This is a genomic window from Rhodococcus sp. Chr-9, from assembly GCF_000801125.1.
Taxonomy (GTDB): domain Bacteria; phylum Actinomycetota; class Actinomycetes; order Mycobacteriales; family Mycobacteriaceae; genus Rhodococcus; species Rhodococcus pyridinivorans.
In genome coordinates, this window is record NZ_JTIZ01000131.1 from 38,692 (window position 1) to 62,952 (window position 24,261).

General features: G+C 68.7%; 25 protein-coding genes and 3 pseudogenes. 16 read left to right on the top strand and 12 right to left on the bottom strand.

Annotated elements, in window-relative coordinates; all coding sequences use genetic code 11:
* Positions 1-19: 19 nt before the first annotated feature.
* On the bottom strand, positions 20-934 hold the full coding sequence (locus tag QR64_RS23240) for an alpha/beta hydrolase (protein ID WP_039587520.1): 915 nt from the start codon (positions 932-934) through the stop codon (positions 20-22).
* A 413-nt stretch (positions 935-1,347) separates the two neighbouring features.
* Between QR64_RS23240 and QR64_RS28445 the strand changes: the two are divergent.
* The 3 genes and pseudogenes from QR64_RS28445 to QR64_RS23250 form a co-directional block, all read left to right on the top strand.
* Positions 1,348-1,485 (top strand): annotated as a pseudogene (locus QR64_RS28445) (hypothetical protein); the annotation flags it as partial.
* 88 nt (positions 1,486-1,573) lie between these two features.
* A complete protein-coding gene (locus tag QR64_RS28450; protein WP_235367311.1) occupies positions 1,574-1,810 on the top strand; it encodes a glycoside hydrolase family 15 protein in 237 nt (78 codons plus the stop codon).
* A 127-nt stretch (positions 1,811-1,937) separates the two neighbouring features.
* The gene (locus tag QR64_RS23250; RefSeq protein ID WP_039587523.1) at positions 1,938-2,894 is read left to right on the top strand and encodes a TIGR03885 family FMN-dependent LLM class oxidoreductase; all 957 of its coding nucleotides are present in this window, start codon (positions 1,938-1,940) and stop codon (positions 2,892-2,894) included.
* Between the two features lie 24 nt (positions 2,895-2,918).
* On the opposite strand, the gene QR64_RS23255 is transcribed toward QR64_RS23250, so the two are convergent.
* From QR64_RS23255 to QR64_RS23270, 4 genes are all read right to left on the bottom strand, one after another.
* Positions 2,919-3,203, bottom strand: a complete 285-nt coding sequence (locus QR64_RS23255; RefSeq protein ID WP_019289896.1) for an antitoxin — start codon at positions 3,201-3,203, stop codon at positions 2,919-2,921.
* 63 nt (positions 3,204-3,266) lie between these two features.
* Positions 3,267-5,744, bottom strand: a complete 2,478-nt coding sequence (locus QR64_RS23260) for an HAD-IC family P-type ATPase (RefSeq protein ID WP_024103116.1) — start codon at positions 5,742-5,744, stop codon at positions 3,267-3,269.
* A gap of 52 nt (positions 5,745-5,796) precedes the next feature.
* Positions 5,797-6,930, bottom strand: coding sequence for an MBL fold metallo-hydrolase (locus QR64_RS23265; protein WP_024103115.1), 1,134 nt, complete (start codon positions 6,928-6,930; stop codon positions 5,797-5,799).
* Positions 6,927-7,658 carry an enoyl-CoA hydratase gene (locus tag QR64_RS23270; protein WP_033096765.1) on the bottom strand — a complete coding sequence of 244 codons (732 nt, stop codon included), beginning with the start codon at positions 7,656-7,658 and terminating at the stop codon, positions 6,927-6,929. Before QR64_RS23270 ends, QR64_RS23265 begins: the two co-directional genes overlap by 4 nt.
* A 56-nt stretch (positions 7,659-7,714) precedes the next feature.
* Between QR64_RS23270 and QR64_RS28455 the strand changes: the two genes are divergently transcribed.
* Positions 7,715-7,984, top strand: coding sequence for a TetR/AcrR family transcriptional regulator (locus QR64_RS28455; protein ID WP_232512397.1), 270 nt, complete (start codon positions 7,715-7,717; stop codon positions 7,982-7,984).
* The gene (locus QR64_RS28460) at positions 7,981-8,358 is read left to right on the top strand and encodes a TetR/AcrR family transcriptional regulator C-terminal ligand-binding domain-containing protein (RefSeq protein ID WP_235367313.1); all 378 of its coding nucleotides are present in this window, start codon (positions 7,981-7,983) and stop codon (positions 8,356-8,358) included. The genes QR64_RS28455 and QR64_RS28460 overlap by 4 nt, the downstream gene beginning before the upstream one ends.
* Before the next feature lie 64 nt (positions 8,359-8,422).
* On the opposite strand, the gene QR64_RS23280 is transcribed toward QR64_RS28460, so the two are convergent.
* From QR64_RS23280 to QR64_RS23290, 3 genes are read right to left on the bottom strand one after another with little or no spacing between them, the layout of a single operon-like run.
* Positions 8,423-9,106, bottom strand: coding sequence for a DUF2332 family protein (locus QR64_RS23280; RefSeq protein ID WP_019289900.1), 684 nt, complete (start codon positions 9,104-9,106; stop codon positions 8,423-8,425).
* Positions 9,107-9,112: 6 nt separating this feature from the next.
* Complete coding sequence (locus tag QR64_RS23285) at positions 9,113-9,322, bottom strand: hypothetical protein (RefSeq protein WP_006551624.1); 210 nt, start codon at positions 9,320-9,322, stop codon at positions 9,113-9,115.
* A gap of 12 nt (positions 9,323-9,334) precedes the next feature.
* On the bottom strand, positions 9,335-10,225 hold the full coding sequence (locus tag QR64_RS23290; RefSeq protein WP_039587526.1) for an SPFH domain-containing protein: 891 nt from the start codon (positions 10,223-10,225) through the stop codon (positions 9,335-9,337).
* Between the two features lie 131 nt (positions 10,226-10,356).
* On the opposite strand from QR64_RS23290, the gene QR64_RS23295 reads away from it, so the two are divergent.
* The 10 genes and pseudogenes from QR64_RS23295 (at position 10,357) to QR64_RS23340 (ending at position 19,561) form a co-directional block, all read left to right on the top strand.
* The gene (locus tag QR64_RS23295; RefSeq protein ID WP_052227410.1) at positions 10,357-11,487 is read left to right on the top strand and encodes an NAD(P)-binding domain-containing protein; all 1,131 of its coding nucleotides are present in this window, start codon (positions 10,357-10,359) and stop codon (positions 11,485-11,487) included.
* Positions 11,484-12,557, top strand: a complete 1,074-nt coding sequence (locus QR64_RS23300; RefSeq protein ID WP_039587527.1) for a S1C family serine protease — start codon at positions 11,484-11,486, stop codon at positions 12,555-12,557. The genes QR64_RS23295 and QR64_RS23300 overlap by 4 nt, the downstream gene beginning before the upstream one ends.
* A 42-nt stretch (positions 12,558-12,599) precedes the next feature.
* Positions 12,600-12,890: pseudogene (locus QR64_RS23305) on the top strand (MFS transporter); the annotation flags it as partial.
* Positions 12,891-12,958: 68 nt separating this feature from the next.
* A complete protein-coding gene (locus QR64_RS23310) occupies positions 12,959-14,596 on the top strand; it encodes an ABC-F family ATP-binding cassette domain-containing protein (protein ID WP_006551629.1) in 1,638 nt (545 codons plus the stop codon).
* Entirely contained in the window at positions 14,597-14,974 is a 378-nt protein-coding gene (locus tag QR64_RS23315) for an RNA-binding S4 domain-containing protein (RefSeq protein WP_006551630.1), read from the top strand. It begins immediately after the preceding gene.
* Positions 14,975-15,043: 69 nt separating this feature from the next.
* Positions 15,044-15,316: a helix-turn-helix transcriptional regulator gene (locus QR64_RS23320; RefSeq protein WP_033096769.1), complete on the top strand. Its 273-nt coding sequence runs from the start codon at positions 15,044-15,046 to the stop codon at positions 15,314-15,316.
* Between the two features lies 1 nt (position 15,317).
* Positions 15,318-15,854 (top strand): hypothetical protein, encoded by a 537-nt coding sequence (locus QR64_RS23325; protein ID WP_006551632.1) that lies wholly within the window; start codon positions 15,318-15,320, stop codon positions 15,852-15,854.
* Positions 15,851-16,747, top strand: a complete 897-nt coding sequence (locus QR64_RS23330; RefSeq protein ID WP_024103108.1) for an ABC transporter ATP-binding protein — start codon at positions 15,851-15,853, stop codon at positions 16,745-16,747. The genes QR64_RS23325 and QR64_RS23330 overlap by 4 nt, the downstream gene beginning before the upstream one ends.
* A complete protein-coding gene (locus tag QR64_RS23335; RefSeq protein ID WP_039587530.1) occupies positions 16,744-17,937 on the top strand; it encodes an ABC transporter permease in 1,194 nt (397 codons plus the stop codon). Before QR64_RS23330 ends, QR64_RS23335 begins: the two co-directional genes overlap by 4 nt.
* Before the next feature lie 118 nt (positions 17,938-18,055).
* A complete protein-coding gene (locus QR64_RS23340; protein WP_039587531.1) occupies positions 18,056-19,561 on the top strand; it encodes a carboxyl transferase domain-containing protein in 1,506 nt (501 codons plus the stop codon).
* Between the two features lie 16 nt (positions 19,562-19,577).
* On the opposite strand, the gene QR64_RS23345 is transcribed toward QR64_RS23340, so the two are convergent.
* Positions 19,578-20,252 (bottom strand): GOLPH3/VPS74 family protein, encoded by a 675-nt coding sequence (locus tag QR64_RS23345; RefSeq protein WP_033096774.1) that lies wholly within the window; start codon positions 20,250-20,252, stop codon positions 19,578-19,580.
* 130 nt (positions 20,253-20,382) lie between these two features.
* On the opposite strand from QR64_RS23345, the gene QR64_RS23350 reads away from it, so the two are divergent.
* The gene (locus QR64_RS23350; protein ID WP_039587534.1) at positions 20,383-22,275 is read left to right on the top strand and encodes a propionyl-CoA synthetase; all 1,893 of its coding nucleotides are present in this window, start codon (positions 20,383-20,385) and stop codon (positions 22,273-22,275) included.
* A gap of 85 nt (positions 22,276-22,360) precedes the next feature.
* Here the strand turns inward: QR64_RS23350 and QR64_RS23355 are convergent, their stop codons facing one another.
* From QR64_RS23355 to QR64_RS23365, 3 genes and pseudogenes are all read right to left on the bottom strand, one after another.
* Complete coding sequence (locus QR64_RS23355; protein WP_006551638.1) at positions 22,361-22,603, bottom strand: DUF3618 domain-containing protein; 243 nt, start codon at positions 22,601-22,603, stop codon at positions 22,361-22,363.
* Entirely contained in the window at positions 22,600-23,022 is a 423-nt protein-coding gene (locus QR64_RS23360; protein WP_006551639.1) for a phage holin family protein, read from the bottom strand. The genes QR64_RS23355 and QR64_RS23360 overlap by 4 nt, the downstream gene beginning before the upstream one ends.
* Positions 23,023-23,114: 92 nt before the next feature.
* Positions 23,115-24,182, bottom strand: a pseudogene (locus tag QR64_RS23365) (YihY/virulence factor BrkB family protein); the annotation flags it as partial.
* Positions 24,183-24,261 lie beyond the last annotated feature (79 nt).

Sequence of the window (24,261 nt, forward strand, 5' to 3'; positions counted from 1 at the left end):
TCGGGTGCCGGATCCGTGATCACCCTTGTGCGGCCACCCCGGTGATGACGGCACGCGTCGTGGCGATCAGCCGAGTGAGTCCGGGCTCCTCGATCGGCCAGTGCCCGCAGTTCTCGAGCAGGACGGCCTGCGTCGGCGCGGAGATGCGGTCGAGGAACCGCAGGCTGGGCTCCGGTGGGGTCCAGCGGTCGGCGGCCGGGTGCACGAGCGTGACCGGGGCTGCGGTGAAGTCCTCGGGCGCGGCATGCGGGTAGGTGAACCAGTCGGCCAGAAATCCCAGCGGGATCCGGACTCCTCCCCCGAGCGGGTCCGACTCGCACATGCGCGTGAGGTCGGGGTCGTTGCTCATCCGGTTCATCCGCACGAGCCATCTGATCGGCAGTCGGAGATCACCTGCCACCCGGGCCACGGGCGGCAGAAGCGACGGTGCCACCTTTCCGGCGAAGCCCCATCGGGCTGCGGCTACCCGCCCCTGGGGGTCGCCGGGGTCGAGGAGGCAGGTCGCGACCACCGCGGCCACCTGTCCGGTGCGGGCCGCGACCTCGTAGGCCATCATCCCGCCCATACTCGCGCCGAAGAGGACCAGCGGCCGGGGATCGTCGGCGCGTTCGGCTGCGACGAGGTCGCAGAGCAGGTCGATCCAATCGCAGTACCGGACCTGCGAGGGACGGGGTTCGACGGTCCGTCCGTAGACGGGCATGTCGGGGAAGAGGATGTCCACGTCGTCGTCCGCGGCCAGCGAGGCGAACGACCAGAGCGCCGCGGAATGGCCGCCCGCGCCGTGGATTCCCATCACGCGCACCGGAGCATCGGGGCGAGGGTTGCGGGCGATGTGGACGCGGCGACCGCGCCAGTCCCACCAGGTGGACTCCGGTTCTCGACAGGCCGATCGGTAGTTCTCGGGCAGGAACTCGGCATAGGCCGCTGCGGTCATCGTCCGATCCCTTCGTCGTCGCACGACGGGTGATGTCTGCACCACGTATACGGCGCACGATAGCTGCACGCCCTTACCTGCACAATGTCGAGAAGATGTGAAAAATTCGCTGTGGCACAACGAATCCCGGATACACGGCGGCCACGTCTTCTTCTTCGGCCACCCTGCCGGATGCCGTTCGCCCCGCCCCTCCTGCTTCCACGACGCGCCCGCACACCCGATCTCGCAGCGAGACCGGCAGGTCGTTTGCCCCGACGCAGCCGGGGTATGCAACCGATCGACCGCCGTGTACCCGGCCCCAGCGAGGAGTGCGTGTGATCCCAGCCCGCGACGACGACGGCTATGCGGACCTGCGCACCTATGCCGCGCTGGGTGACGGTGACACCGTCGCCCTCGTCGCCGAGGACGGTTCGGTGGACTGGTATCCGGTTCCGCTCCTCGATTCGCACCCGGTCTTCGCACGACTGCTCGATGCACCGGCGGGCGGTTCCGTCGAGTTGCAGCCTGTCGCCGAGTTCACCGTAGAACGCGCATACGTGACGGGTACGAACGTGCTGAGCACCGTCTTCACCACCGCGCAGGACCGGGTCCGCGTGACCGATTCGATCGACACGGGCGTCGCCGGGCGGTTGCCGTGGGGTGAGCTCGCCCGCCGCTCGATCGGCGGCGGCTTCGTCCGTTCCGGAAATCCCGGACGGCGAGAAGAACTGGGACTACCGTTTCGCCTGGGTGCGCGACGCCGCCTACACCCTGCACGCGTTGATCCGTCTCGGCGATCGCGAGGAGGTGCACGCCGCGATGAGCTGGTTGCTCCGCGTGGTGCGCGATCGGGGCGCCGACGCGAAGGTGTTCGCCCGGGCCTGTACTCGGAGATGATTGCCGAGGACGGCACCTTCCTCGGCAATCTCCCCCCAGGGACTGAGCCAATCTCGCACTCATGACGGCTGCACTGACCCTCATCGAAGAAGTACTGATCGCCGATCGACCGGAGGAGCGGACAGGTATGACGCTGATAGGTTTTCACGCCTCACACGAACAGGCGTCCCCATCCCGCCTGCTCGAGGACGTCCGGCTCGCGGAAGCGGCCGGTTTCGGGGCGGCCATGTGCTCGGACCACATCGAACCGTGGTCGCGTCGCCAGGGGCACTCGGGGTTCGCGTGGTCGTGGCTCGGAGCGGCCCTGGCCACCACGGACCTACGTTTCGGTGTCGTCACCGCGACCGGCTTCCGCTACCACCCGGTCGTCACCGCCCAGGCCACCGCCACTCTGGCATCGATGTTCCCGCAGCGCTTCTGGTTCGCACTCGGCAGCGGCGAGCACTGCAACGAACGCATGTCCGGAGTCGCCTGGCCATCCAAGGAGGAACGGCAGCAACTCCTCGGTGAGAACCTCGACATCGTGCGACGCCTGCACGCAGGCGAAGTCGTCGACCACGACGGCGCGGTGAAGGTCGACCGCGGACGGGTCTGGGACCGGCCGGAGACTCCTCCCGACATTCTGCTTCCCGCACTGACTCCCGAGACGGCCGGTCGTTTCGCCGACCGGGTCGACGGTCTCGTCACCGTGAACGCCCCGCTCGAGGACCTGCGGCGGATCCTCGGCGCCTACCGCGACGGGGGCGGACGCGGACGGACCGTGCTGCAGGTCCATCTGAGTTGGGCGCCCACGCGGGAACGCGCTCGGGAGATCGCGCGGGAACAGTGGGCGACGAACGCCCTACCGCCGGAACTCATGGCAGAACTCGCCACGCCCGAGGAATTCGAGGCCCACGCCGCCGAACTCGACGACGGCGCTCTCGAGGGCGCGGTGATCGTGTCCGACGATCCCGCCGAACACGTCGACCGCTTGTGCGGATTCGCCGAACTCGGTTTCGACGAGATCTATCTGCACCATGTGGGGCCGGATCAGCGCCCGTTCATCGACACCTTCGGCGACGCCGTACTGCCATACCTGCCGTGAACGGGGCTGCCGCCCCTGCCTCGATCAGGGCTGACGCGGACCCGGTTGCGCTTCGGGTCCGGGACCACCCTCCGGACCGGGCTCCCCGCCGGGTCCGGGCTGCGCGCCCGGTTCGGGATTGTCGGTGGTACCCAGATGCTGACGGGCGGCGTCCTGCGCCTTGTCGACGTGCTGGGTGTACTTCCCGCCGGTACGTCCGTCCACCTGGTCTCCGACCTTCTCGATGAACTGATCGGCCTTGTCGGGGTTCTTCGAGGCGTAGTCCTTGCCCTTGTTCACAAGGCCCTTCACCGAATCCATGAAACCCATCGTTCGGTCCTTCCCTCGTCGGATCGCTGTGAGGTTCGGGCGCACCGATCCGTGCGCTGCGGGTCAGTGTACGCCCGGGAGCAGATCGCCGGAGGCGGCGAACAGGCGGCGATGCTCCCCGTGGAGACGTCCCGACACCCACCACAGGGCCTCGACGAGGACGACTCCGATCAGCCCACACGTCACCGCGATCGTCGAGTACGCGACGTTCGACGGATCGAGCGCGAAGAACTCCCGGGTGAACGGCACGGAGAACAGGATCACGTAACCGAGCACCGAACCGGCGAGCAGCACGATCTTCCACCACTGGTACGGGCGGGCGACCACGGCGAGCACCCACAGCGCGATGATCAGCAGGGTGATCAGGGCCGAGGTGCCGGCCTGGATCTTCTGCTGCTCGGTCTGCTCCGGGCCGCCGTAGACGAGCACGTAACAGACGAAGGTCGCCACACCGACGACCACGCCCGAGGGGATCGCCAGTCGCATCACGCGGGAGACGAAGCCCGAGCGTGCCCGCTCGTTGTTCGGTGCCAGCGACAGCAGGAAGGCGGGGATGCCGATGGTGAACCACGCCGCGATCGTCACGTGCCGGGGCAGGAACGGATAGGGCAACGGCTCGAAGTCGAACACCTGCGACAGCACACCCGACACGCCCACCAGGAAGGCGAGCAGCACCGAGTACACCGTCTTGGTGAGGAACAGGTTGGAGACGCGTTCGATGTTGCCGATGACCCGGCGACCCTCGGCCACCACGTAGGGCAGCGTCGCGAACTTGTTGTCGAGAAGGACGATCTGTGCGACCGCGCGGGTCGCGGGACTGCCCGACCCCATCGCGACTCCGATGTCGGCGTCCTTGAGGGCGAGCACGTCGTTGACGCCGTCGCCGGTCATCGCGACGGTGTGACCGCGCGACTGCAGCGCGCCGACCATCGAGCGCTTCTGATCGGGACGGACCCGGCCGAAGGTCGTCGAGCCTTCGACGACGTCGGCGAGTTCGTTCTCGCCCTCCGGCAGGGAACGCGCGTCGATGGGAGACGCGCTACCCGGCAGGCCGAGCGACGAGGCGACCGCACCGACGGCGATCGCGTTGTCGCCGGAGATGACCTTGACGTCGACCTGCTGGCCGGCGAAGTACTCGAGGGTCGGCTTCGCGTCCGGGCGCACCCGCTGTTCGAGGACGACGAGCGCGACGGGCGTGACCGTGCCGGGGGCGAGTTCGTCGTCGACCGGGCGGTCGCTGCATGCGAGGAGCAGCACCCGCAGCCCGCTCGAGCCGAGTTCCTCGGCGCGTCGCGCCGCCTCGGTGCCGGGGTCGAGCAGCACGTCGGGTGCGCCGAGCAGCCAGTTGCCGTGGGTGCCGTACGACTGGCCGCTCCACTTCTTCGCCGACGAGAACGGCGCGACCGCCGTCGGCTCGCCCCAGCCGGGGGCGGTGGGGAACGCCTCGGCGATCGCGAGGACGCTGGCGTTCGGACGCGGGTCGTCGGCCGCGAGCGCGGCCAGGGCGGCGCGGGCCTCGTCGAGGCCGCTGCCGTCGAGGGACTCGAGATCGGACAGGCGCATGCCGTTCTCGGTGAGCGTGCCGGTCTTGTCGGCACACACCACGTCGACGCGCGCGAGGCCTTCGATCGCCGGCAGCTCCTGCACGAGGCACTGACGACGTCCGAGGCGGACGACTCCGACCGCGAACGCGATGGACGTCATGAGCACGAGACCCTCGGGCACCATCGGCACGAGGGCGGCGACCATGCCGCTCAGCGCGGGGCCGAGCGACTCGCCGCTGGAGAAGAGCTGGTTGTAGATGATGAGCAGACCTGCGGGGATCATCAGGTAGGTGATGAAACGCAGGATCTTGTTGATGCCCGCGTTCAGCTCCGACTTCACGAGCGTGAACTTGCTCGCCTCTTCCGCGAGTCGCGCCGCGTAGGCGTCGCGGCCGACCTTCGTCGCACGGTAGGAGCCGGAGCCGGAGGCGACGAAGCTGCCCGACATCACCGTCGAGCCGGGCACCTTGTGCACGGCATCCGACTCACCCGTCAGCAGCGACTCGTCGAGTTCGAGACCCTGGGCCTCGACCACCTCGCCGTCGACGACCAGCTGGTCGCCGGGGCCGAGCTCGATGATGTCGTCGAGCACCACCTCGCGCGGAGCGATCGGTGCGGCGATGCCGTCCCGGCGCACGACGGGTTTCGTCTGGCTGACGATGGCCAGCTTGTCGAGGGTGCGCTTGGCACGCACCTCCTGGATGATGCCGATGCCGCTGTTCGCGATGATCAGCAGACCGAACATGCCGTCGATGATCGAGCCGGTGGCCAGCACGATCAGCAGCAGCACCCCGAGGATCGCGTTGATCCGGGTGAACACGTTGGCCCGGACGATGTCCTTGACCGATCGGGACGCGCGGTCGGGGACATCGTTGGTGAGGCCACGTGCCACACGCTCGGCGACCTGCTCGGTGGACAGCCCCGTGGCTGCATGGTCGGATGCGAGGACCGGTGCCTCGCCCGTTCCCACCACCGTCGTGGGCTCTTCTACTGCCATGACGAACCAGATTAGGGCACGAAAGCGAACAACCGGTGCCGTGGCAGGGGGATCAGCTCGACGTGAGCCACCACGGATCGACCGCGACGGACTTCGACGCATCGGACTTCGACACGTCGATCCGCTGACCCGGCATCGGCACCGCGGTGGTCACCTCCGACTCCCGCGCGGCGGGCAGCAGCCGGGTGATGGGCTCCGACCAGGCGTGGAAGGCGAGGTCGAAGGTTCCCCAATGCACGGGGACCAACAGACTGTCGTGACGGTCGACGCCACCGAGGTCGAGATGCGTGCGCACCGCCTCCTCGGGGTTCATGTGCACGTCGGGCCATCGCTTGTCGTAGGCGCCCACGGGCAGCAATGTCAGGTCGAACGGGCCGTAGGCCTCGCCGACGTCGGCGAACCGCGGGGTGTACCCGCTGTCGCCGCCGAAGAACACCCGGCGCGTCGGCCCGGTGAACACCCACGACGACCACAACGTGATGTTGCGCTGCAGGCCGCGCCCGGAGAAGTGCCGGGCCTCGGTGCACGTGATGCGCAGGCCGTCCACCTCGACGTGTTCGTCCCAGTCGAGTTCGACGATGCGTTCCTCGGCGATCCGCCAGCGGCGCAGGTGCGCGCCCACCCCGAGCGGCACGACGAACCGGACGGTCGGCTGCAGCACGGCGAGGCTCTCGACCGTGAATCGGTCGAGATGGTCGTAGTGGTCGTGCGAGATCACCACCGTGTCGAGGCGCGGCAGGGTCTGCAGTTCGACCGGCGCCGGATGCAGACGTGCCGGGCCGACAGTCGGTGAGGGTGACACGCGCTCGCTCCACACCGGGTCGCACAGCACCCGGTAGCCGTCGACCTCGACGAGGGCGGTCGAGTGCCCGAACCACGTCACGGCGAGTTCCGCCGCGTCGACCGGCGCGAGATAGGTCGACAACGGCACCTCGGTGCGAGGTCTCCCCCGCGACCCGCGGGTGAGCAGGTCTTTCGCGAAACCGCCCGCCGCCTCGGCGCCGAGCACGGACGCAGGGTCGGTGTTGTGGAAACGACCGTCGCGGTAGCGGGGCGACGCGGCGGCGTAGGGACGGATGTCGGAGACCGAGGCGCCGATGGAACCGGGCAGGCCGTTCACGGCGCGCGCGACCCACAGCGTGCCTGCTCCGGCGAGCGCTGCCGAGACGGCGGACCGGATGTTCATCGTCCGCGGAAGGTCGGGTCGCGGCGCTCGGCACGAGCGAGCCTGGCCTCCTGGGCGTCCTCGCTGAGCCACGCCGCGGCGAGTGCGGCGGTCTGCTCGGGCGTGGCCTCGTCGCGGGTGCCGTCGTCGTTGAGGAACAACTTCATCGCGTTCAGCGACAGCGGCGCGAGCTTCGCGATCTCGTGCGCCCATGCCTGCGCGTCGGCGAGGTCGCCGATGCGATTGGCGAGTCCACGCGCGAGGGCTTCCTCGGCGTGGACGGGTTCGGCGGCGAGGAAGACTGCGCGTGCCGGCCCGCCGCCGATGAGCGAGGCGAGTCGCCGGACCGTCCATCGATCCACCGAGATACCCAGGCGCGCAGCAGGAACCGAGAATCGTGCAGTGGGCGCCACGACCCTCAGATCCGCCGCGAGCGTCAGTTGGGTGCCGGCACCGATGGCCGGGCCGTTGACGGCCGCGATCACCGGGATCGGAGCCTCGACGATGGTGCGCAGCATCTCGGCGAGGCTGTCGGTGAACCCTTCGGCGTAGACGTCGCCGGAGAGATCGGCCCCGGCGCAGAAGCTCGTGCCCCGCCCGGTGATCACCACGACACGCGCGTCGTCCGCCACGGCCTTGTCCACCGCTTCGCGGATCTCCACGCACAGCTGCGTGTTGAGCGCGTTACGACGCTCTTCGCGTTGCAGTTCCACGGTCACGACGTCGCCGTCGCGGCTGATCCCGATCATGTGTCGCCCCATCCCTTCGTCACCGAACACCCCGCATCATTCCACCCTCCCCGCGAGTGTGGGCGAGGCGCCGGATCGACCAACGACCACGGCGCGAAGATGCTCGCCAGAGCGGCCGACCCGACACCCGAAAGAAGAGGCCGAAGGCCGATGGACGCCGCGACGACACCTCACCCGAACAGCGGATCGCCGACACGGTGCTCCTGCTGCTGCGCACGAAGGGGCCGAAGGCCGTCACGATCGAAGCGGTCGCGAACGTCGCCGGCATGGCCCGGACGACGATCTACCGCCGGTACCGGGATCGCAGCGAGATGCTGAGGCGGTGATGGAACCCCTCACCCGATCGGCACCCCCGGAACCGGAGGCCACGGTCGAAGAGCTCCTGCGGTGGGTGGTGGAGCAGTCCCGTCTCTCCGTCGACGAGGGCATCGGGCTCGGTGGGCTCGCGGCGCTCGTCACCGAACAGGAACTGTGGTTCACCGAGCTGATGCGATCTCTGTTGATGCGCCACCGGCAGATGCTCGCCGAGGCCATCCGACGCCACTGCGACGACGGAACCGTCTGCGCCGATCTCGATGTGGAGACCTTCCCGGACTGCGTGGTCGGAGCCTACTTCGCCGAGCAGGCGCTTCGCGGCGAGGTGGACGAGGACTGGCCCGCTCGCATCACGCGAACCCTGCTACCGACCTTCGCCGCCTGATCCGATTTCGGTGGATCCGACCCCGCAGAGCGGGGGTGGAACCACCGAAACAGTGGAATCGAGATCAGTGGAACCAGTCGAGAATTCGGCCTCGCGACCAGCAGCGCGCCACCGCGTCCACCCGATGCTCGGCGCCCTCGTACAACGCGATGCCGACGATGCTGTGGCCGGAGGCCGGACGATCACCGAGCGTCGGGACCGACGGCGCGACACCTACACCCTCGGCCGACACCCACGCGACCGTTCGTCCCGTGGCCGCGTCACGAAGGCGGTCGACGAACGACGGGCGCCGCGGGATCGGCAGACGTGACAGAGCCCTGGTAGTCGTCACGACGACCAGGGCATCCTCGGGTACCGCCGCGATCGCCTCGGACAGCAGTTCCACGACGTCGCCGTAGAACCGGACGGGTGGGTCCTCGGCGAGCAGGGCGTCCTCGACGTCGGGGCGGTGCCGTGTCACGGCGACGCGCCTGACCACCGGAGGCATCGTCCGGTCGGGAACCGCCCCGCCGTGGACGATCGAACAACTCTCCTGCACAGGAGAATCCGGGTCGCCCAGGAACACCCCGTCGCTGTAGGTGATGCCCACGCGGTCGACGCACAGGTTCAGCGCAGCGGGGCGTCCCACGTCGATCAGACCGATCGCGGTCGCGCCTACGCGGTGGGCCGCCTCGGCGAGCGCGGGATAGAGCACCGCGTAGCGACCCGTCTCGTCGGTGGTGCCTCCCCGTCGTGCCGTGCCGGCCATGTCTGCTCACTCCTCGTCGTGGGCATCGGCACGCGGACGGCCCGGTCCGCGTATGCGCCCCACCTCGCGCGGCATCCGGCCGGCCTCGGTGAGGGCCCGCCGGAGCAGGAACTCGATCTGGGCGTTGGTGCTGCGCAACTCGTCGGCAGCCCACCGCGCGAGCGCGTCGTGGACTGCCGGGTCGAGGCGCAGCAGCACCTTCTTACGTTCGACCATGCCGCATGATCCCTACTGGTACAGCGATCCCGTGTTGAGGACGGGCTGAGCACTCTGGTCTCCACACAACACGACGAGGAGATTCGAGACCATCGCGGCCTTGCGTTCCTCATCGAGTTCGACCGTGTGTTCGGCCTCGAGGCGGGCCAGGGCGGTGCCGACCATCGAGACGGCACCTTTGACGATCTGTTCGCGGGCGGCGATGACAGCGCCGGCCTGCTGACGTCGTAGCATCGCCTGGGCGATCTCGGGTGCGTAGGCGAGCTGGTTGATGCGGGTCTCGATGACGCGGATACCGGCGGACTGCACGCGGTCGTGGACCTCGGCCGAGAGCTTGGTGGTGATCTCGTCGGCATTCTGACGCAGCGACATCACTTCCGGCGCAGCGTCGTATGGGTACGAACCGGCGATGTGGCGGACCGCGGCCTCGGTTTGCACGGCGACGAACTCCTCGAAGTCGTCGACGTCGAAGACGGCGCGCGCGGTGTCCTCGACCTGCCACACGATGACCGCCGAGATCTCGATGGGGTTGCCGTCGGCATCGTTGACCTTGGCTCTGCCCGTCTCGTGGTTGCGGATGCGGGTGGAGATCTTGCGGCGGGTGTTGAGCGGGTTCATCCAGCGCAGACCGGGTTCGCGCAGGGTGCCGGTGTACGAGCTGCCGAGGAGTTGGAGGACACGGGCCTCGTTCGGTTCGACGAGGACGAGTCCGGCGAGCGGCACGAGGGCGAGCACCACGATGACGGCGCCGACGACGATCAGCGGAACGGTGACATCCACTAATCCCCAGCCGATCAGACCGGCGCCGACGGCGATTGCGACCAGAGCGACGATCAGTACCGACCAGCCGTTGGACGAGGCACCCGGCCGCTCGACGGTCACGGGCGACTGCACGACATCCATGTTCCTACCTCCCAGGATCAAAGCGATATTAAAGTGATATCACATTTCTACGGCTGCGAACAGCGTTCCCTCCGCGCACCGGCCGCGATCGCGGCATGATGAAGGACAACGATCCGAGAGGGAGGCTCGCGATGCTCGCCGACGAGGCACTCGATGCGGCCGAGGTACAGACCGCCGATGCGGCGCCGGTCGACATCGTCGTGATCGGCGCCGGGCAGGCCGGCCTGTCGACCGCCTACTTCCTCACCCGCTTCGGAGTCGCACCCGAAACAGGATTCGTCGTCCTCGACCGCTCGTTCGGCCCCGGCGGGGCATGGCAGGACCGCTGGCCATCACTGACACTGAGCACCGTCAACGGCGTCCACGACCTGCCCGGCCTCGCGTTCGCGGACGTCGTCGACACCTCCGCGGGCGAGGTTCCGGCAGCCTCTGCGGTACCGCAGTACTACGCCGCCTACGAGAAGGAGTTCGACCTTCCCGTCCACCGCCCCACCACCGTGCGGGTCGTGTGCGACCGCGGCGAGCGACTGCGGGTCGAGACCGAATCGGCCGTCTACGCGGCACGCGGCATCATCAACGCGACCGGCACCTGGGAGCGCCCCTTCGTCCCGTGGTATCCCGGCGCCGCGCGATTCACCGGACGGCAACTGCACACCAAGGACTACCGAACGGCCGAGGAGTTCACCGGGCAGCACGTGCTCGTCGTCGGTGGCGGCATCTCCGCGGTCCAGCTCCTCGACGAGATCTCCCGCATCACCGAGACCACCTGGGTGACGCGACGCGAACCTGCTTGGAGCGAGGAACCTTTCACGGCCGAGCGTGGCCACGCCGCCGTCGCGCTCGTGGAGGATCGGGTACGACGCGGACTGCCACCCGGATCGGTCGTCTCCGTCACCGGGCTTCCGCTCACCCCGGCGCTGCGGGCCGCGCGCGAACGCGGCGCGCTGGAGCGGTCCCCGATGTTCTCCGAGATCACCGAGACCGGCGTCCGCTGGAGCGACGGCCGGACACTCGACGTCGATGTCATCCTGTGGTGCACCGGATTCCGGAGTTCCCTCGACCATCTCGCACCGCTGTCGTTGCGCAACGCCGGTGGCGGCATCACGATGGACGGCCGGCTCGCGACCCGCGTCGCGAAGGATCCGCGCATCCATCTCGTCGGCTACGGCCCGTCGGCGTCCACGATCGGAGCGAACCGCGCCGGTCGCGCCGCGGCCCGGGAACTGGTCGACCATCTCACCGGCGAGGTGCCGCAGCAGTGAGCGGGCGGGGCGGATCGGTGCTGCTGGTCGCGCTCGCGACCACCGCCAGTCTCGTCGCATCGGCACCGGCCCTGGTCGACGTCGCACTCCCTCCCCCACCGCCGGCGCCGGTCGCTCCTTCCCCGACACCGCTGACCGCCGACGAACTCACCGCGCGCACCCTGCCGGTCGTCGTGACGATCGACGCGAGCGCGGGATGGACGGGCATGACAGGCACCGGGATCGTGATCACCCCCGACGGCACGGTCGTCACGAACCATCATGTGGTGAGCGGAGCCACCGATATCAGCGCGGTGAGCGGCGCGGACGGTCTGATCTACGACGCGGAGGTCCTCGGCTACGACCGCGAGCGCGATCTCGCCGTCCTGCGGCTCGGCACCGCGAGCGATCTTCCGGCCGCCGCGATCGCCGAGGACCTGCCGCCGGTGGGCAGCCGGGTCACGGCCTTCGGCAATTCCCAGGGCGGTGGGGTCGTCGTGGCGACCCCCGGCACCATCGTCGAGTTCGACCGCAATGTGGTGGTGCGCGACGCCACGGACGGTTCACGTCACCGCCTCACCGGGATGATCCGCACCGATGCCCCGATCCGGCCGGGTGATTCCGGCGGGCCGCTCGTCGACGAGTACGGAACGGTCGTGGGGATCAACACCGCGGGTGCGGTGCAGCGGAACATCGACACCTCGCCCGATACGACCCCCGAGGCGTACGCCGTGCCCATCACCGAGGCGATCACCGTCGTCGAGCAGGTGCGGACGGGAGTGAGCGAAGGGTCGGTGCACGTGGGCCCGACGCCCCGGCTGGGCGCGAGCGTCACCACCGCCCGCAAGGACGGGCAGGATCTCGGGGCCGAGGTGCTGTGGGTGTCCTACGACAGTCCCGCCTATCACGCCGGTCTCGACGCCGGCGACGTCGTGGTGTCGTTCGACGGGGAGCGCGTCTCGTCGACCGGAGAACTCGAGGAACGTCTGCTCCGTCACCGTCCCGGCGACGTCGTGTCGATCGAGTGGACCACCGAGAACGACGAAAGACGTTCCGCAGAAATCGTTCTCGAAGTCGGACCCGCACGCTGACGGCGACGCTCACGGAAAAATCGGTTGATCGGTCACCCGGGGGTGTGGGGAACGCTGCTGCAACGGCGGGTGCCCGCGCACCTGCTCGGTCGGGTCTCGAGTCTCGACTTCTTCGTCTCGATCGTGTTCATGCCGCTGTCCATGGCCGTGGCCGGGCCGCTGGCCCTCACGGTCGGGCTCGCGCCGACCTTCGCGATCGCCGGGTTGGTGCCGGCCGTCGCCGCGGTGATCGTGATCGTCGCGGCCCGGACGCGGCGCGACGAGATCGACAATCCACTCGACGCCGTCCCGGTGGGCGACGATGGGATCGTGCCCGCGGAGTGCGGTGGCTGAGGGGCCGCTCGTGGCCGGTACCGACCCGCGCCGGACCTCGGATTCGTCGCGCCCGGGATACTCGGAGCGTGAGCGCAACACTTCGTATCAACGGCCTGTCGGCTTCCCGCGGGGAACGTGTCCTGTTCGACGGACTCGATCTCACCGTCGCACCCGGCGATGTGATCGGCCTCGTGGGGGCCAACGGCGCCGGGAAATCGACGCTGCTCACGACCCTCGCGGGGATCGGTGACGCCGATGTCACCGGCTCGGTGGTCCTCAGCCCGCCCGACGCCACCATCGGCTATCTCGCCCAGGAACCCGAACGGGTGCCGGGCGAGACGATCCTCGGTTTCCTCGCACGTCGCACGGGTGTCGCGGCGGCAGAACACGTCATGAACGCCGCTGCCGAGCGACTCGGCGACTCCGACGAGGACGAGTACACCCCGGCGCTCGAACGGTGGCTGGCGCTCGGCGGGGCCGACCTCGCCGAGCGCGCCGAGAAGGTGATCGACGACCTCGGCCTGGAAGCGGGCCTCGACGCTCCGATGACGGCGCTCTCCGGTGGCCAGGCCGCCCGCGCCGGGCTGGCGGCACTGCTGCTGTCGCGCTACGACGTGCTCCTGCTCGACGAACCGACGAACGACCTGGATCTGGCCGGCCTCGAACGACTCGAACGCTTCGTGGACGAGACACGCACGGCATTGGTGGTCGTCAGCCACGACCGCGAATTTCTCGCGCGCACGGTGACGGGCATCGTCGAACTCGATCCCGTGCAGCAGCAGATCTCGGTCTACGAGGGCGGGTACGAGGCGTATCTCGTCGAGCGCGAGGTGGCGCGCCGACACGCGCGCGAACAGTACGAGGAGTTCGCCGACACCAAGTCGCAGCTCGAGGAACGCGCCCGGATGCAACGCAACTGGCTCGAACACGGCGTCCGCAACGCGCGCCGCAAGTCCAAGGACAACGACAAGATCGGACGCAAGCACCGCGCGGAGGCCACCGAGAAGCAGGCGGCGAAGGCGCGTCAGACGCAGCGGCGCATCGAGCGGCTCGACGTCGTCGAGGAGCCGCGCAAGGAATGGGAACTGCGCATGTGCATCGCCGCCGCCCCGCGCAGCGGCACGGTGGTCGCGACCCTCGGCGAGGCCGTCGTCCAGCGGGGCGACTTCGTCCTCGGGCCGATCACCACGCAGGTCGAGTGGGGCGACCGCATCGTCGTCACCGGCCCGAACGGCGCCGGGAAGTCTACGCTGCTCCGGTTGCTGCTCGGCACGATCGAACCGGATACCGGTCGCGCGTCGCTGGGGTCGGGTGTTCTCGTCGGCGAGATCGATCAGGCCCGCAGCCTGTTCGAGGGGGACGAACCGCTGGTCGAGGCGTTCGGGCGCAACGTGCCCGACTGGCCGGACGCCGACGTGCGGACCCTGCTGGCGAAGTTCGCCCTCAAAGGGCACCACGTCCTGCGGACGGCGTCGTCGCTGTCGCCGGGCGAACGCACCCGCGCGGGACTCGCACTGCTGCAGGCACGCGGCGTCAATCTGCTGGTGCTCGACGAACCCACCAACCACCTGGATCTGCCGGCGATCGAGCAACTCGAGCAGGCCGTCGACAGTTTCGAGGGAACCCTACTGCTGATCACGCACGATCGCCGCATGCTGGAGACCACACGGACGACACGTCGATGGATGCTCGACGACGGGAAGCTGAGCGAGGAGTTGATGTAGATGGGTGGAAGCGTGCGCGTGGACAGCTGGACGTGGTCGGTCCGGCTGTTCAAGACCCGGTCCGCCGCGGCGAGCGCGTGCCGCGCCGGGCACGTCCGCGTCGACGGTGTGACGGCCAAGCCGTCGACGCCGGTGACGATCGGAGCCGAGGTCCGCGTACGCGCGCACGGAACGGAGAAGATCGTCGAGGTCACCCAGCTCGTGAACAAGCGCGTGGGTGCACCGATCGCCGCGACCGCCTACATCGATCACAGTCCCCCGCCTCCACCGAAGGAGATCCTCGCGGCGCTCCCCCGCCGCGACCGCGGGGCGGGCCGTCCGACGAAGAAGGAACGCCGCGAACTCGACCGTCTCCGCGGTTTCGCCGACGACGACTGACAACACTACGACATATCGATCCATCCTCTCCTATTGACAAAGCGTTGGGTTTTCACAACACTTTGTTCCATGAGTCCGGTACGTCGTGGGGAAGCTCTCCCCATCTACAACCGCATCCGCGTCCTGCGCGCGGAGCGTGGCATGAGCCGCGCACAACTGGCCGCGCTCATCGATGTGAACCCGCAGACCGTCGGAGCACTCGAACGCGGCGACCACTATCCGAGCCTCGATCTCGCCTTCCGCATCTGCGATGTCTTCGGACTACCGGTCGAAGCCGTCTTCTCCCGTACCGAGTTCACGCCGTTGTCGACCGAGCTGTACAAGCCCCGGAAGGAGGCCTGAGATGACCACAGAATCCCTGCTCGATCGCTACGAGGAGTACCGCACCCGCAGGTTCCTGAAGAACGAGGAGATCACCGGGGGGTGGATGCCGAACTGGCGTACCCGCCGTCGCCGCCGCATCCTCGCCGTCGCCGTCATGGTGCTGATCGCGCTGATGTTCGTCGCGTCGATCGCGTCGTACTTCACGATGGCGGCGGCGATCGCCTGGCTGCCGGTGACGCTGGTGTTCCTGCCCACTTGGACGTGTCTGCAGATCGTGTCGGGAAGGCAGTCCGATGCACCCCGTCGCGCCCTCGATGAACGCGAGATCGCCGAGCGCAACAGCGCCCGCTCGATCGGCCTGTCCGTGGCGCAGGGCCTGTTGATGATCCCGATCTTCGCGTTGCTGTGGAGCCCGGCGATCGACTCGATCGACCATCGGGCACTCGCCTATTCCGCAGGCGGATTCGCTCTCGCCTCGATCCTGTTCAGCGGTTGCCTGCCCGCCGTTCTGCTCGCCTGGACCCGCCCCGACGACGATCCGGAGGACCTGCTGTGACACTGACGATCGACAATCTCTCGAAGCGCTACGGCGACACGGTCGCCCTCGACGGCGTGAGTTTCGAAGTCCGCCCCGGCGAATTGTTCGGTTTCGTCGGCAGCAACGGCGCCGGCAAGACCACCACCATGCGGATCACCCTCGGCGTCCTGGCCGCCGACTCCGGCGAGGTCCGCATCGACGGGAAGCCGGTCGACCTCGAGATGCGCCGCAACATCGGGTACATGCCCGAGGAACGCGGCCTGTATCCGAAGATGAAGGTCGGCAAGCAACTGTCCTATCTCGCTCGGCTGCACGGCCTTTCGAAGTCGGAGGCGTCGGAGGCGGTGCAACGGTGGACCGAACGGCTCGGCATCGCCGAACGTCTCGGCGACACCGTCGACGCCCTGTCGCTCGGCAACCAGCAGCGCGTGCAGCTCGCCGCGGCTCTCGTGCACGACCCGAAGGTCCTCGTCCTCGACGAGCCGTTCTCCGGCCTCGACCCGGTAGCCGTCGACGTCATGAGCGACGTCCTGCTCGAGAAGGCGAAAGATGGCGTGCCGGTGGTGTTCTCGAGCCACCAGCTCGACCTCGTCCAGCGCCTGTGCGACCGCGTGGGCATCATCGGCGCAGGTCGGATGCGCGCCGTGGGCACCGTCGACGACCTGCGGTCCAAGGGCGACGCGCTCCTCGTCGTCCACGCGCCGCAGGCACCCCGAGGCTGGGCGCACGGTCTGCCGGGCGTCACGCACGCCGAGTACGAGGACGAGGACGAGCGCACCGTGCTCACCGTCACCCCCGGCGCCGACGACCAGCTGATCCTCAAGGCGGCCCTGGCCACCGGCCCGGTCCACGAGTTCTCGCTCCGACGCCCATCCCTGACCGAGCTGTTCCGAGAGGTGGTTTCCGCATGAGCGCCCCGTTGAGCAACGCCCGCGCGGTCGGTCTCGTCGCGTCGCGCGAGTTCGTCACGCAGGTTCAGAAGAAGAGCTTCCTGATCAGCAACGCGATCATCCTCGTCGCGATCGTCGTCGGTATCGTCGCCACCTCGATCCTGTCCGGCGGCGACGACGACCGCCCCACCGTCGGAGTCGTGGGGGCGCCCGCGCTGCAGACGACGATCGAGTCGCTCGGCGAGACCGTCGGCACTCCGCTCGAGGTCTCCGACGTTCCCGACGCCGCCACCGCCCGTGAGCAGGTGTCCTCCGGCGATCTCGACGTCGCGCTCGTCCCCGGCGACGGCGCATCCGTCACAGCGATCACCGAATCGGAACTCGACACCGACGTCCGCGCGGTCGTCGAGGCCGCTGTCGTGCAGCAGGCCCAGGTCGCCGCGCTGACCGACCGCGGCGTCGATCCCGCCGCGGTCGCGGCCGACGTCTCGGCGGCGACCGTGACCGTCGACGCCCTCGACCCGCCGGACCCCGAACAGGGACAACGCATCATCCTCTCGATCATCGCGGTGATCCTGCTGTACATGCAGATCCTGATGTTCGGCATGTACGTCGCGATGGGTGTCGTCGAGGAGAAGTCCTCGCGTGTCGTCGAACTGCTGCTGTCCACGCTGCGTCCCCTGCAATTGCTGTGGGGCAAGATCCTCGGCATCGGCGCGGTCGGGCTCCTGCAACTCACCGCCTACGGCGCGGTCGGTGTCGGCACGGCGCTCGCCACCGACACCCTCACGATCACCGGCACCGCCCTCGGCGTGCTCGCCGGCACCCTCGGCTGGTTCGTCCTCGGCTTCGCGTTCTTCGCCGTCCTCTACGCGGCGGCGGGGTCGATGGTGTCGCGGCAGGAGGACGTCAATTCCACCTCGGGTCCGCTGGTGATGCTGATTCTCGCGATGTTCTTCGCGGCGTTCTCGTCGGTCGACGACCCCGAGGCCGGATGGAGCACCACGCTGAGCTGGATCCCGCCGTTCTCGGCGATCCTCATGCCGCTGCGCATCGCGGCGGGCGTGGCCACGCCGGTGCAGATCGTCGGCACCATCGTGCTGATGGTCGCCGCGATCGCGATGCTCAGTGTGATCGCCGCGCGCATCTACCAGCGGTCGATCCTGCGCATCGGCCGGACGGTCACGTGGAAGGAAGCGCTCGGCCGATAGCCGATCCCACAACGAGGGGGAGGATATATGCGGTGTGTCGCAAGAACACGCACATGTCCTCCCCCTCGTTCGCGCCGGTATAGGTTGACCGCGACGGACGAGGACAGGTGGAGGCGACGTGGCCGGTAGCAGGATCTCGGCGCAGGAGTTCATCGACAAGGTGCTCGACCCGGGAAGCTTCGTCTCCTGGGACGTTCCGCCGATCGATGTCGGGGCCGGCGAGAAGTACCTCGCCGATCTGGACAGGGCCGCCGAGAAGTCCGGGGTCGACGAATCCGTGCTCACCGGTTCGGGCACCGTCCACGGCCGCCGGGTCGCTCTGATCGTGTGCGAATTCTCTTTCCTCGCAGGCTCGATCGGTGTCGCCGCCGCCGAACGCATCGTCACCGCCGTCGAACGCGCGACCGCCGAGGGACTGCCCCTGCTCGCGTCGCCCACCTCGGGTGGCACCCGCATGCAGGAGGGCACCCTCGCCTTCGTGCAGATGGTGAAGATCGCCGCCGCCGTCGCTGCGCACAAGGCCGCACATCTCGGTTATCTCGTGTACCTGCGCAATCCGACGACGGGCGGGGTGTTCGCGTCGTGGGGGTCGCTCGGGCACGTCACTGCCGCCGAACCGGGCGCGCTCGTCGGGTTCCTCGGTCCGCGCGTCTACAAGGCGCTCTACCAGGAGAACTTCCCCGAGGACGTCCAGACCGCGGAGAACCTGTACCGCAAGGGCGTGATCGACGGGGTCGTGCCCCTCGGCGGTGTGCGTCAGGTCGTGCACCGGCTGCTGCGCGTACTCGTCGAGGGCAACCGGCCCGAGGTGACGTCGAGTCCGGCGATCACCACCGTCGACGACGTGCCCGACATCCCGGCCTGGCATTCGGTAATGCTCAGCCGACGGCCCGAACGGCCCGGTATCCGGCAGTTGCTGCGTCACGCCGCCTCCGCGCAGGTCCCCCTGTCCGGGACCGGTGAGGGCGAATCCGATCGCACCGTCCTGCTCTCCCTCGCCCGGTTCCGCGGCGTGTCGTGTGTGATGTTCGGCCAGGACCGTGCGGGACAGTCACCCGAACGCACGATGGGGCCGGGAGCACTGCGCGAGGCCCGCCGCGCGATGCGTCTCGCCGACGAACTGCGCCTGCCGCTCGTGCTCGTCATCGACACCCTCGGCGCGTCGCTGTCGAAGGAGGCAGAGGAACGCGGACTCGCACCCGAGATCGCCCGCTGCCTCGCCGATCTCGTCACTCTGCCCACCCCGACGGTGTCGGTGCTGCTCGGTCAGGGAACCGGAGGCGGCGCGCTCGCCCTGCTGCCCGCCGACCGCGTGTTGTGCGCGCAGCACGGCTGGCTCGCCCCGCTCCCGCCCGAAGGCGCGAGTGCGATCGTGCACCGCGACACCACCCACGCACCGGCCATGGCGCAGGATCAGGGGATCCGCTCCCGCGACCTGCTGCGCAACGGTGTCGTCGACGCGATCGTCCCCGAGCACCCCGATGCCACCGAGGAACCCGTCTCGTTCGTCAAGCGGGTCGGTGCTGCGGTCGCCCGCGAACTCGCGATCCTCACCGACGAGCCCGCGGAGGGCCGCTACCGGCGACGGATCGAGCGGTACCGCAAGCTCGGCGTGCACTCCTGACCCGGCGCTATCCGGATCAGCTCGAACCCGCCACCGCCCCGCCGGCCGCGACGGCGGCCATCATGGCCGCGTTGACGGATGCGACGGCGTCGCGCACCGCCTCGGCCGCCCACTCGCCCTGCGCGATCTCCTTCGCTCGTTTCTTCACTGCCCGCTTGTCGGCGTCCGGGAACACCTTCGGCGCCGCATCCGCCGCCGACAGCAGCGCGATCAGCGCCGTGGTGCGCGGCTCCGGGGTCAGGCCGTCGATCAACGCCGCGCGGATCAGGTCGCGGACGCGCTGCTCGTGGGTGGAATCGATCGCGGGCCACTTCTTCGTCGGGAACACGCCGAGGATCCTCCCGCGCTCCTCCGAGACCCAGCCCTGCTCGACGACCCGCGCGAGAAGCTTCTCCTGCAGGTCCTTCTGCAGTTTCTCGATGGCCGACGTCGGCTTCAGCGGCCTGCCCGAGCCGAGACGCTCGACTGCCTCGGCAAGGATCGGATCGGCGGGTCGTGCCTCGGTGCGTATCGCGATCCGCCCCTTCTTCACCTGCTCCCCCTCGGTGTCGACCGCCACCACGTCGTCGAGGGCGAGTTCGAGGAGCACCGCACCCGCGAGAACGCGGGGCAGTTTCACTCCGTCGACGAGAGGCTTTCCCGATTCGTCGTCCAGAAGCAGGAGCAGCAGGTCTTCCGCGATCGAGGTCATGCGGCTCAGGGTAGGCACTTCGTCCGTTCGTCGCCTGGTCGTGTCCGTCCGACGCAGACCTGCAGCCACCCCCTTGCAGGTCACATAGAGTGGTTCGGGCCACAACCGCCGTCGAGGAAGGACACGAACGATGGGCTCGTACGAGGAGGCGTTCCGTCGGAGCACCGAGGATCCGGAGGGATTCTGGCTCGAGGCCGCCCGCGCGGTCGAGTGGGAGAGCGCGCCGACGCGAGCTCTCGACGACTCGGCGGCACCGTCGTACAAGTGGTTCCCGGACGGCACTCTGAACACCAGCGTCAACGCACTCGACCGGCACGTGGACGCCGGCAACGGCGACCGCCCGGCCCTGATCTGGGATTCGGCGATGGTTCCGGCCAAGCGCACCTACACCTACGCCGAACTGCTCGACGAGGTCGCGAAGTTCGCCGGTGTGCTGCGCGACCAGGGTGTCGCCGCCGGCGACCGCGTCATCGTCTACATGCCGATGATCCCCGAGGCCGCCATCGCGATGCTCGCCTGCGCCCGCATCGGGGCGGTGCACTCGGTGGTGTTCGGCGGGTTCGCCGCGAAGGAACTCGCGACCCGCATCGACGACGCCACGCCGGTCGTGCTCGTCACCGCCTCCGGTGGTCTCGAACCCGGCCGCACCGTCGAGTACCTGCCGATCGTCGAGCAGGCGATCGGCCTGTCGCCGACCCCGCCGCACACCGTGATCGTGAAGAACCGCGAGCAGATCCCCGGATCGACGGCCGACTACCAGACGTCCTCGGCGGCGTGGTTCGACTGGGACGAGCTGTGCGCCGACGCGTCCCCTGCGGAGCCCGTGCCGGTCGCGGCGACCGACCCGCTCTACATCCTCTACACCTCCGGCACCACCGGGAAGCCCAAGGGCGTGGTCCGCGACAACGGTGGGCACGCCGTGGCCCTGACGTGGTCGATGCGCAACATCTACGACATCGATCCGGGCGACGTGTGGTGGACCGCGTCCGATGTGGGCTGGGTGGTCGGCCACTCCTACATCGTCTACGGCCCGCTGCTGGTCGGAGCAACGACGGTGATGTACGAGGGAAAGCCCGTCGGCACCCCCGATGCGGGTGCGTTCTGGCGGATCATCGCCGAGAACGGCGTCAAGGCACTGTTCACCGCTCCCACGGCGATTCGCGCTGTGCGCAAGGCGGATCCGAACGCCGAGGAACTGAAGAAGTACCCCATCGACTCGCTGCAGACGCTCTTCGCCGCCGGTGAGCGCCTCGACCCCGACACCTACCACTGGGCGACGAAGGTGCTCGACCGCCCGGTGGTCGACCACTGGTGGCAGACCGAGACGGGCTGGGCGATCGCGGCGAATCTGCGCGGGCTCGAGGCGATGCCGCTCAAGGCCGGCTCCCCCACCGTCCCCGTGCCGGGCTACCGGGTCGAGATCGTCGACGGAGAGGGCAAGCCCGTCGATCCGAACACCGAGGGCAACATCGTCATCCGCCTGCCGTTGCCGCCGGGCACACTGGCCGGCCTGTGGCAGGACGACGACCGGTACCGCCGGTCGTACCTCGACACCTTCCCCGGTTACTACCTCACCGGCGACTCGGGCTATGTCGACGAGGACGGCTACGTCTTCGTCCTCGGCCGGTCCGACGACGTGATCAACGTTGCCGGGCACCGGCTCTCGACCGGAAGCATGGAGGCCGTGGTGGCCTCGCATCCCGCTGTCGCCGAATGCGCCGTGGTGGGCATCCGCGACGAATTGAAGGGCCAGCGCCCCTCGGGTTACGTGGTGCTCAAGGCCGGCGTGGAGATCGAGCCCGAGACCCTGCGTCAGGAACTCGTCACGATGGTCCGCGACCAGATCGGTGCGGTCGCGACCTTCCGCGACGTGACCGTGGTCCAGGCCCTGCCGAAGACGCGCTCCGGCAAGATCCTGCGCAAGACCATGCGGCAGATTGCCGACCACGAGGAGTACACCGTGCCGTCGACGATCGAGGACCCGGCCGTGCTCGACGCGCTGAAGGAACAGCTCGGCGGCTGACGGGACGCCCCGCTGAGCCTGCACACAGCAGCGGACGGATACTCGGTGCAGAACACGAGTATCCGTCCGCTCGAGTACGCCTACGTCACTTCTTCCGTCTGCGCCTCACAAGCACCAGCACGAGCACGGCCGCGATGACCCCGCCGGCCACCGCGATCAGATCGGGCCGGTTGCGGACTTCCTGGGCCCGTTCGGCCGCGGACTGCTTGACCCGGGTGGGCACGTCGAGTCTGTCGGTGAGTTCGCCGACGGTCGCGGCGAGTTCGGCCCGTTGACGTTCGATGTCGGCCACCTCGTCCGGACGACCACCGTTGTCGGATGCGGTCACTTCGTTGCTCCCTTCGCGGCGTCGATGTCGGCGCGGACACTGGCGACCGTGCGTTCCGGCACGGGCGGTGCGGCGTTCTTCGCCTTCGAGGCACCGACCGCGGCGAGGATGCCACCGACCGCGAGCACCACGAGCGCGACGATGAGGGCCGCGAGCCACGGTTCGACGGCGGTGGCGAGGCCGAGTACGGCCGTCGCGATCAGGGTCGCCAGACCGAGGAACAACAGGATCGCTCCCGCACCCGAGATCCCCACGCCCACACCGATGCGGGTGCCTTTGGACTTGACTTCCTCGAGCGCGTGCGAGACCTCGGTCCGCACGAGGGTCGAGACCTGTTCGGTGAGCCGCTCGGTGAGTTCGACAGTGGACAGGTTCTTCGGTTGCTCGGCTACGGGGCGCGCATTGCCGGGTGTCGTCATCGCGGATTCCTTTCCGTCGTGGGCCCGGTAGGGCCCACGGGGTCCATCGGCTCAGCTGCAATCGATCCGGATCGTTGTTTTCGTGCAGTGCNCTCTCCGGAGGAGCCGTCGGCGCTGTGGGCTTCGCGCAGCTTCCGCCCGTGCTCGACGAGTTCTTCCAGCTTGGCGGCGTTCTTCTCGCTCGCGCGCGAATCACGTTCGGGCAGTTGCAGTGTCTTCTCGGCAGGCATACCGGCCTGCAGCTGGCGGCCACGTTCCATCTCGGCGTCGAACTCGGCACCGAACAACAGGGCCAGATTGGTGATCCACAACCACAACAGGAAGATCACCGCACCGGCGAGTGAGCCGTAGGTCTTGTTGTAACTGCCGAAATTCGAGACGTAGAAGGCGAATGCCACTGAGGCCACGATCCACACGACGATCGCGATGAGCGATCCGAGGCTGACCCAGCGGAACTTCGGCTGGGACACGTTGGGCGTCGCGTAGTACAGCACCGCGACGATCATGACCACCAGCGCAAGCATCACGGGCCACTTGACGATGTTCCACACCGTCACGGCGGTGTCGCCGAGTCCGATGACGTCGCCGATCGTGCGTGCGACCGGACCGCTGATCACAAGCATAAGGGCGGTCGTCCCGGCGGCCACTAGGGCCACAGCGGTGATCAGCAGCATCAGCGGACGCAGCTTCCAGACGGGCCGGCCCTCTTCGATCTCGTAGATCCGGTTCATGGCGCGGCCGAAGGCGCCGACATATCCCGAGGCCGACCACAGCGCGCCGAGAATACCGACGATCAGGGCGAATCCGGCTGTCGGTGCGGACACGAGCTGTTCGATCGGTCCTCGCAGAGTGTCGACGGCGGAGGACGGGCCGAGGTCCTCGACCATGCCGAGCACGGTGTCGACCGTCGTCTGTCCCTGGCCGAACACGCCGAGCAACGAGACCACGACGAGCAGCGCAGGGAACAGCGACAGGACGGCGTAGTACGTCAGTGCGGCTGCGAGATCGGTGCACTGGTCCCGACTGAACTCCCGAATCGTCCTGCGCAGCACATATTTCCACGACGGCGTGGACAGATCGGTCGGTGAGTCGGGTTTGCGCGGGTCATCGGGGGCGAGGGTGGCACCCGACGATCCATCACCTCTGTGCTCGGCGTCCATACTGCGGCGGGTACCCCACCTCGCACACCGACCAAACTCACATCCGCACCGCGGCCGAACCACCGCCGCATCGGTGTGA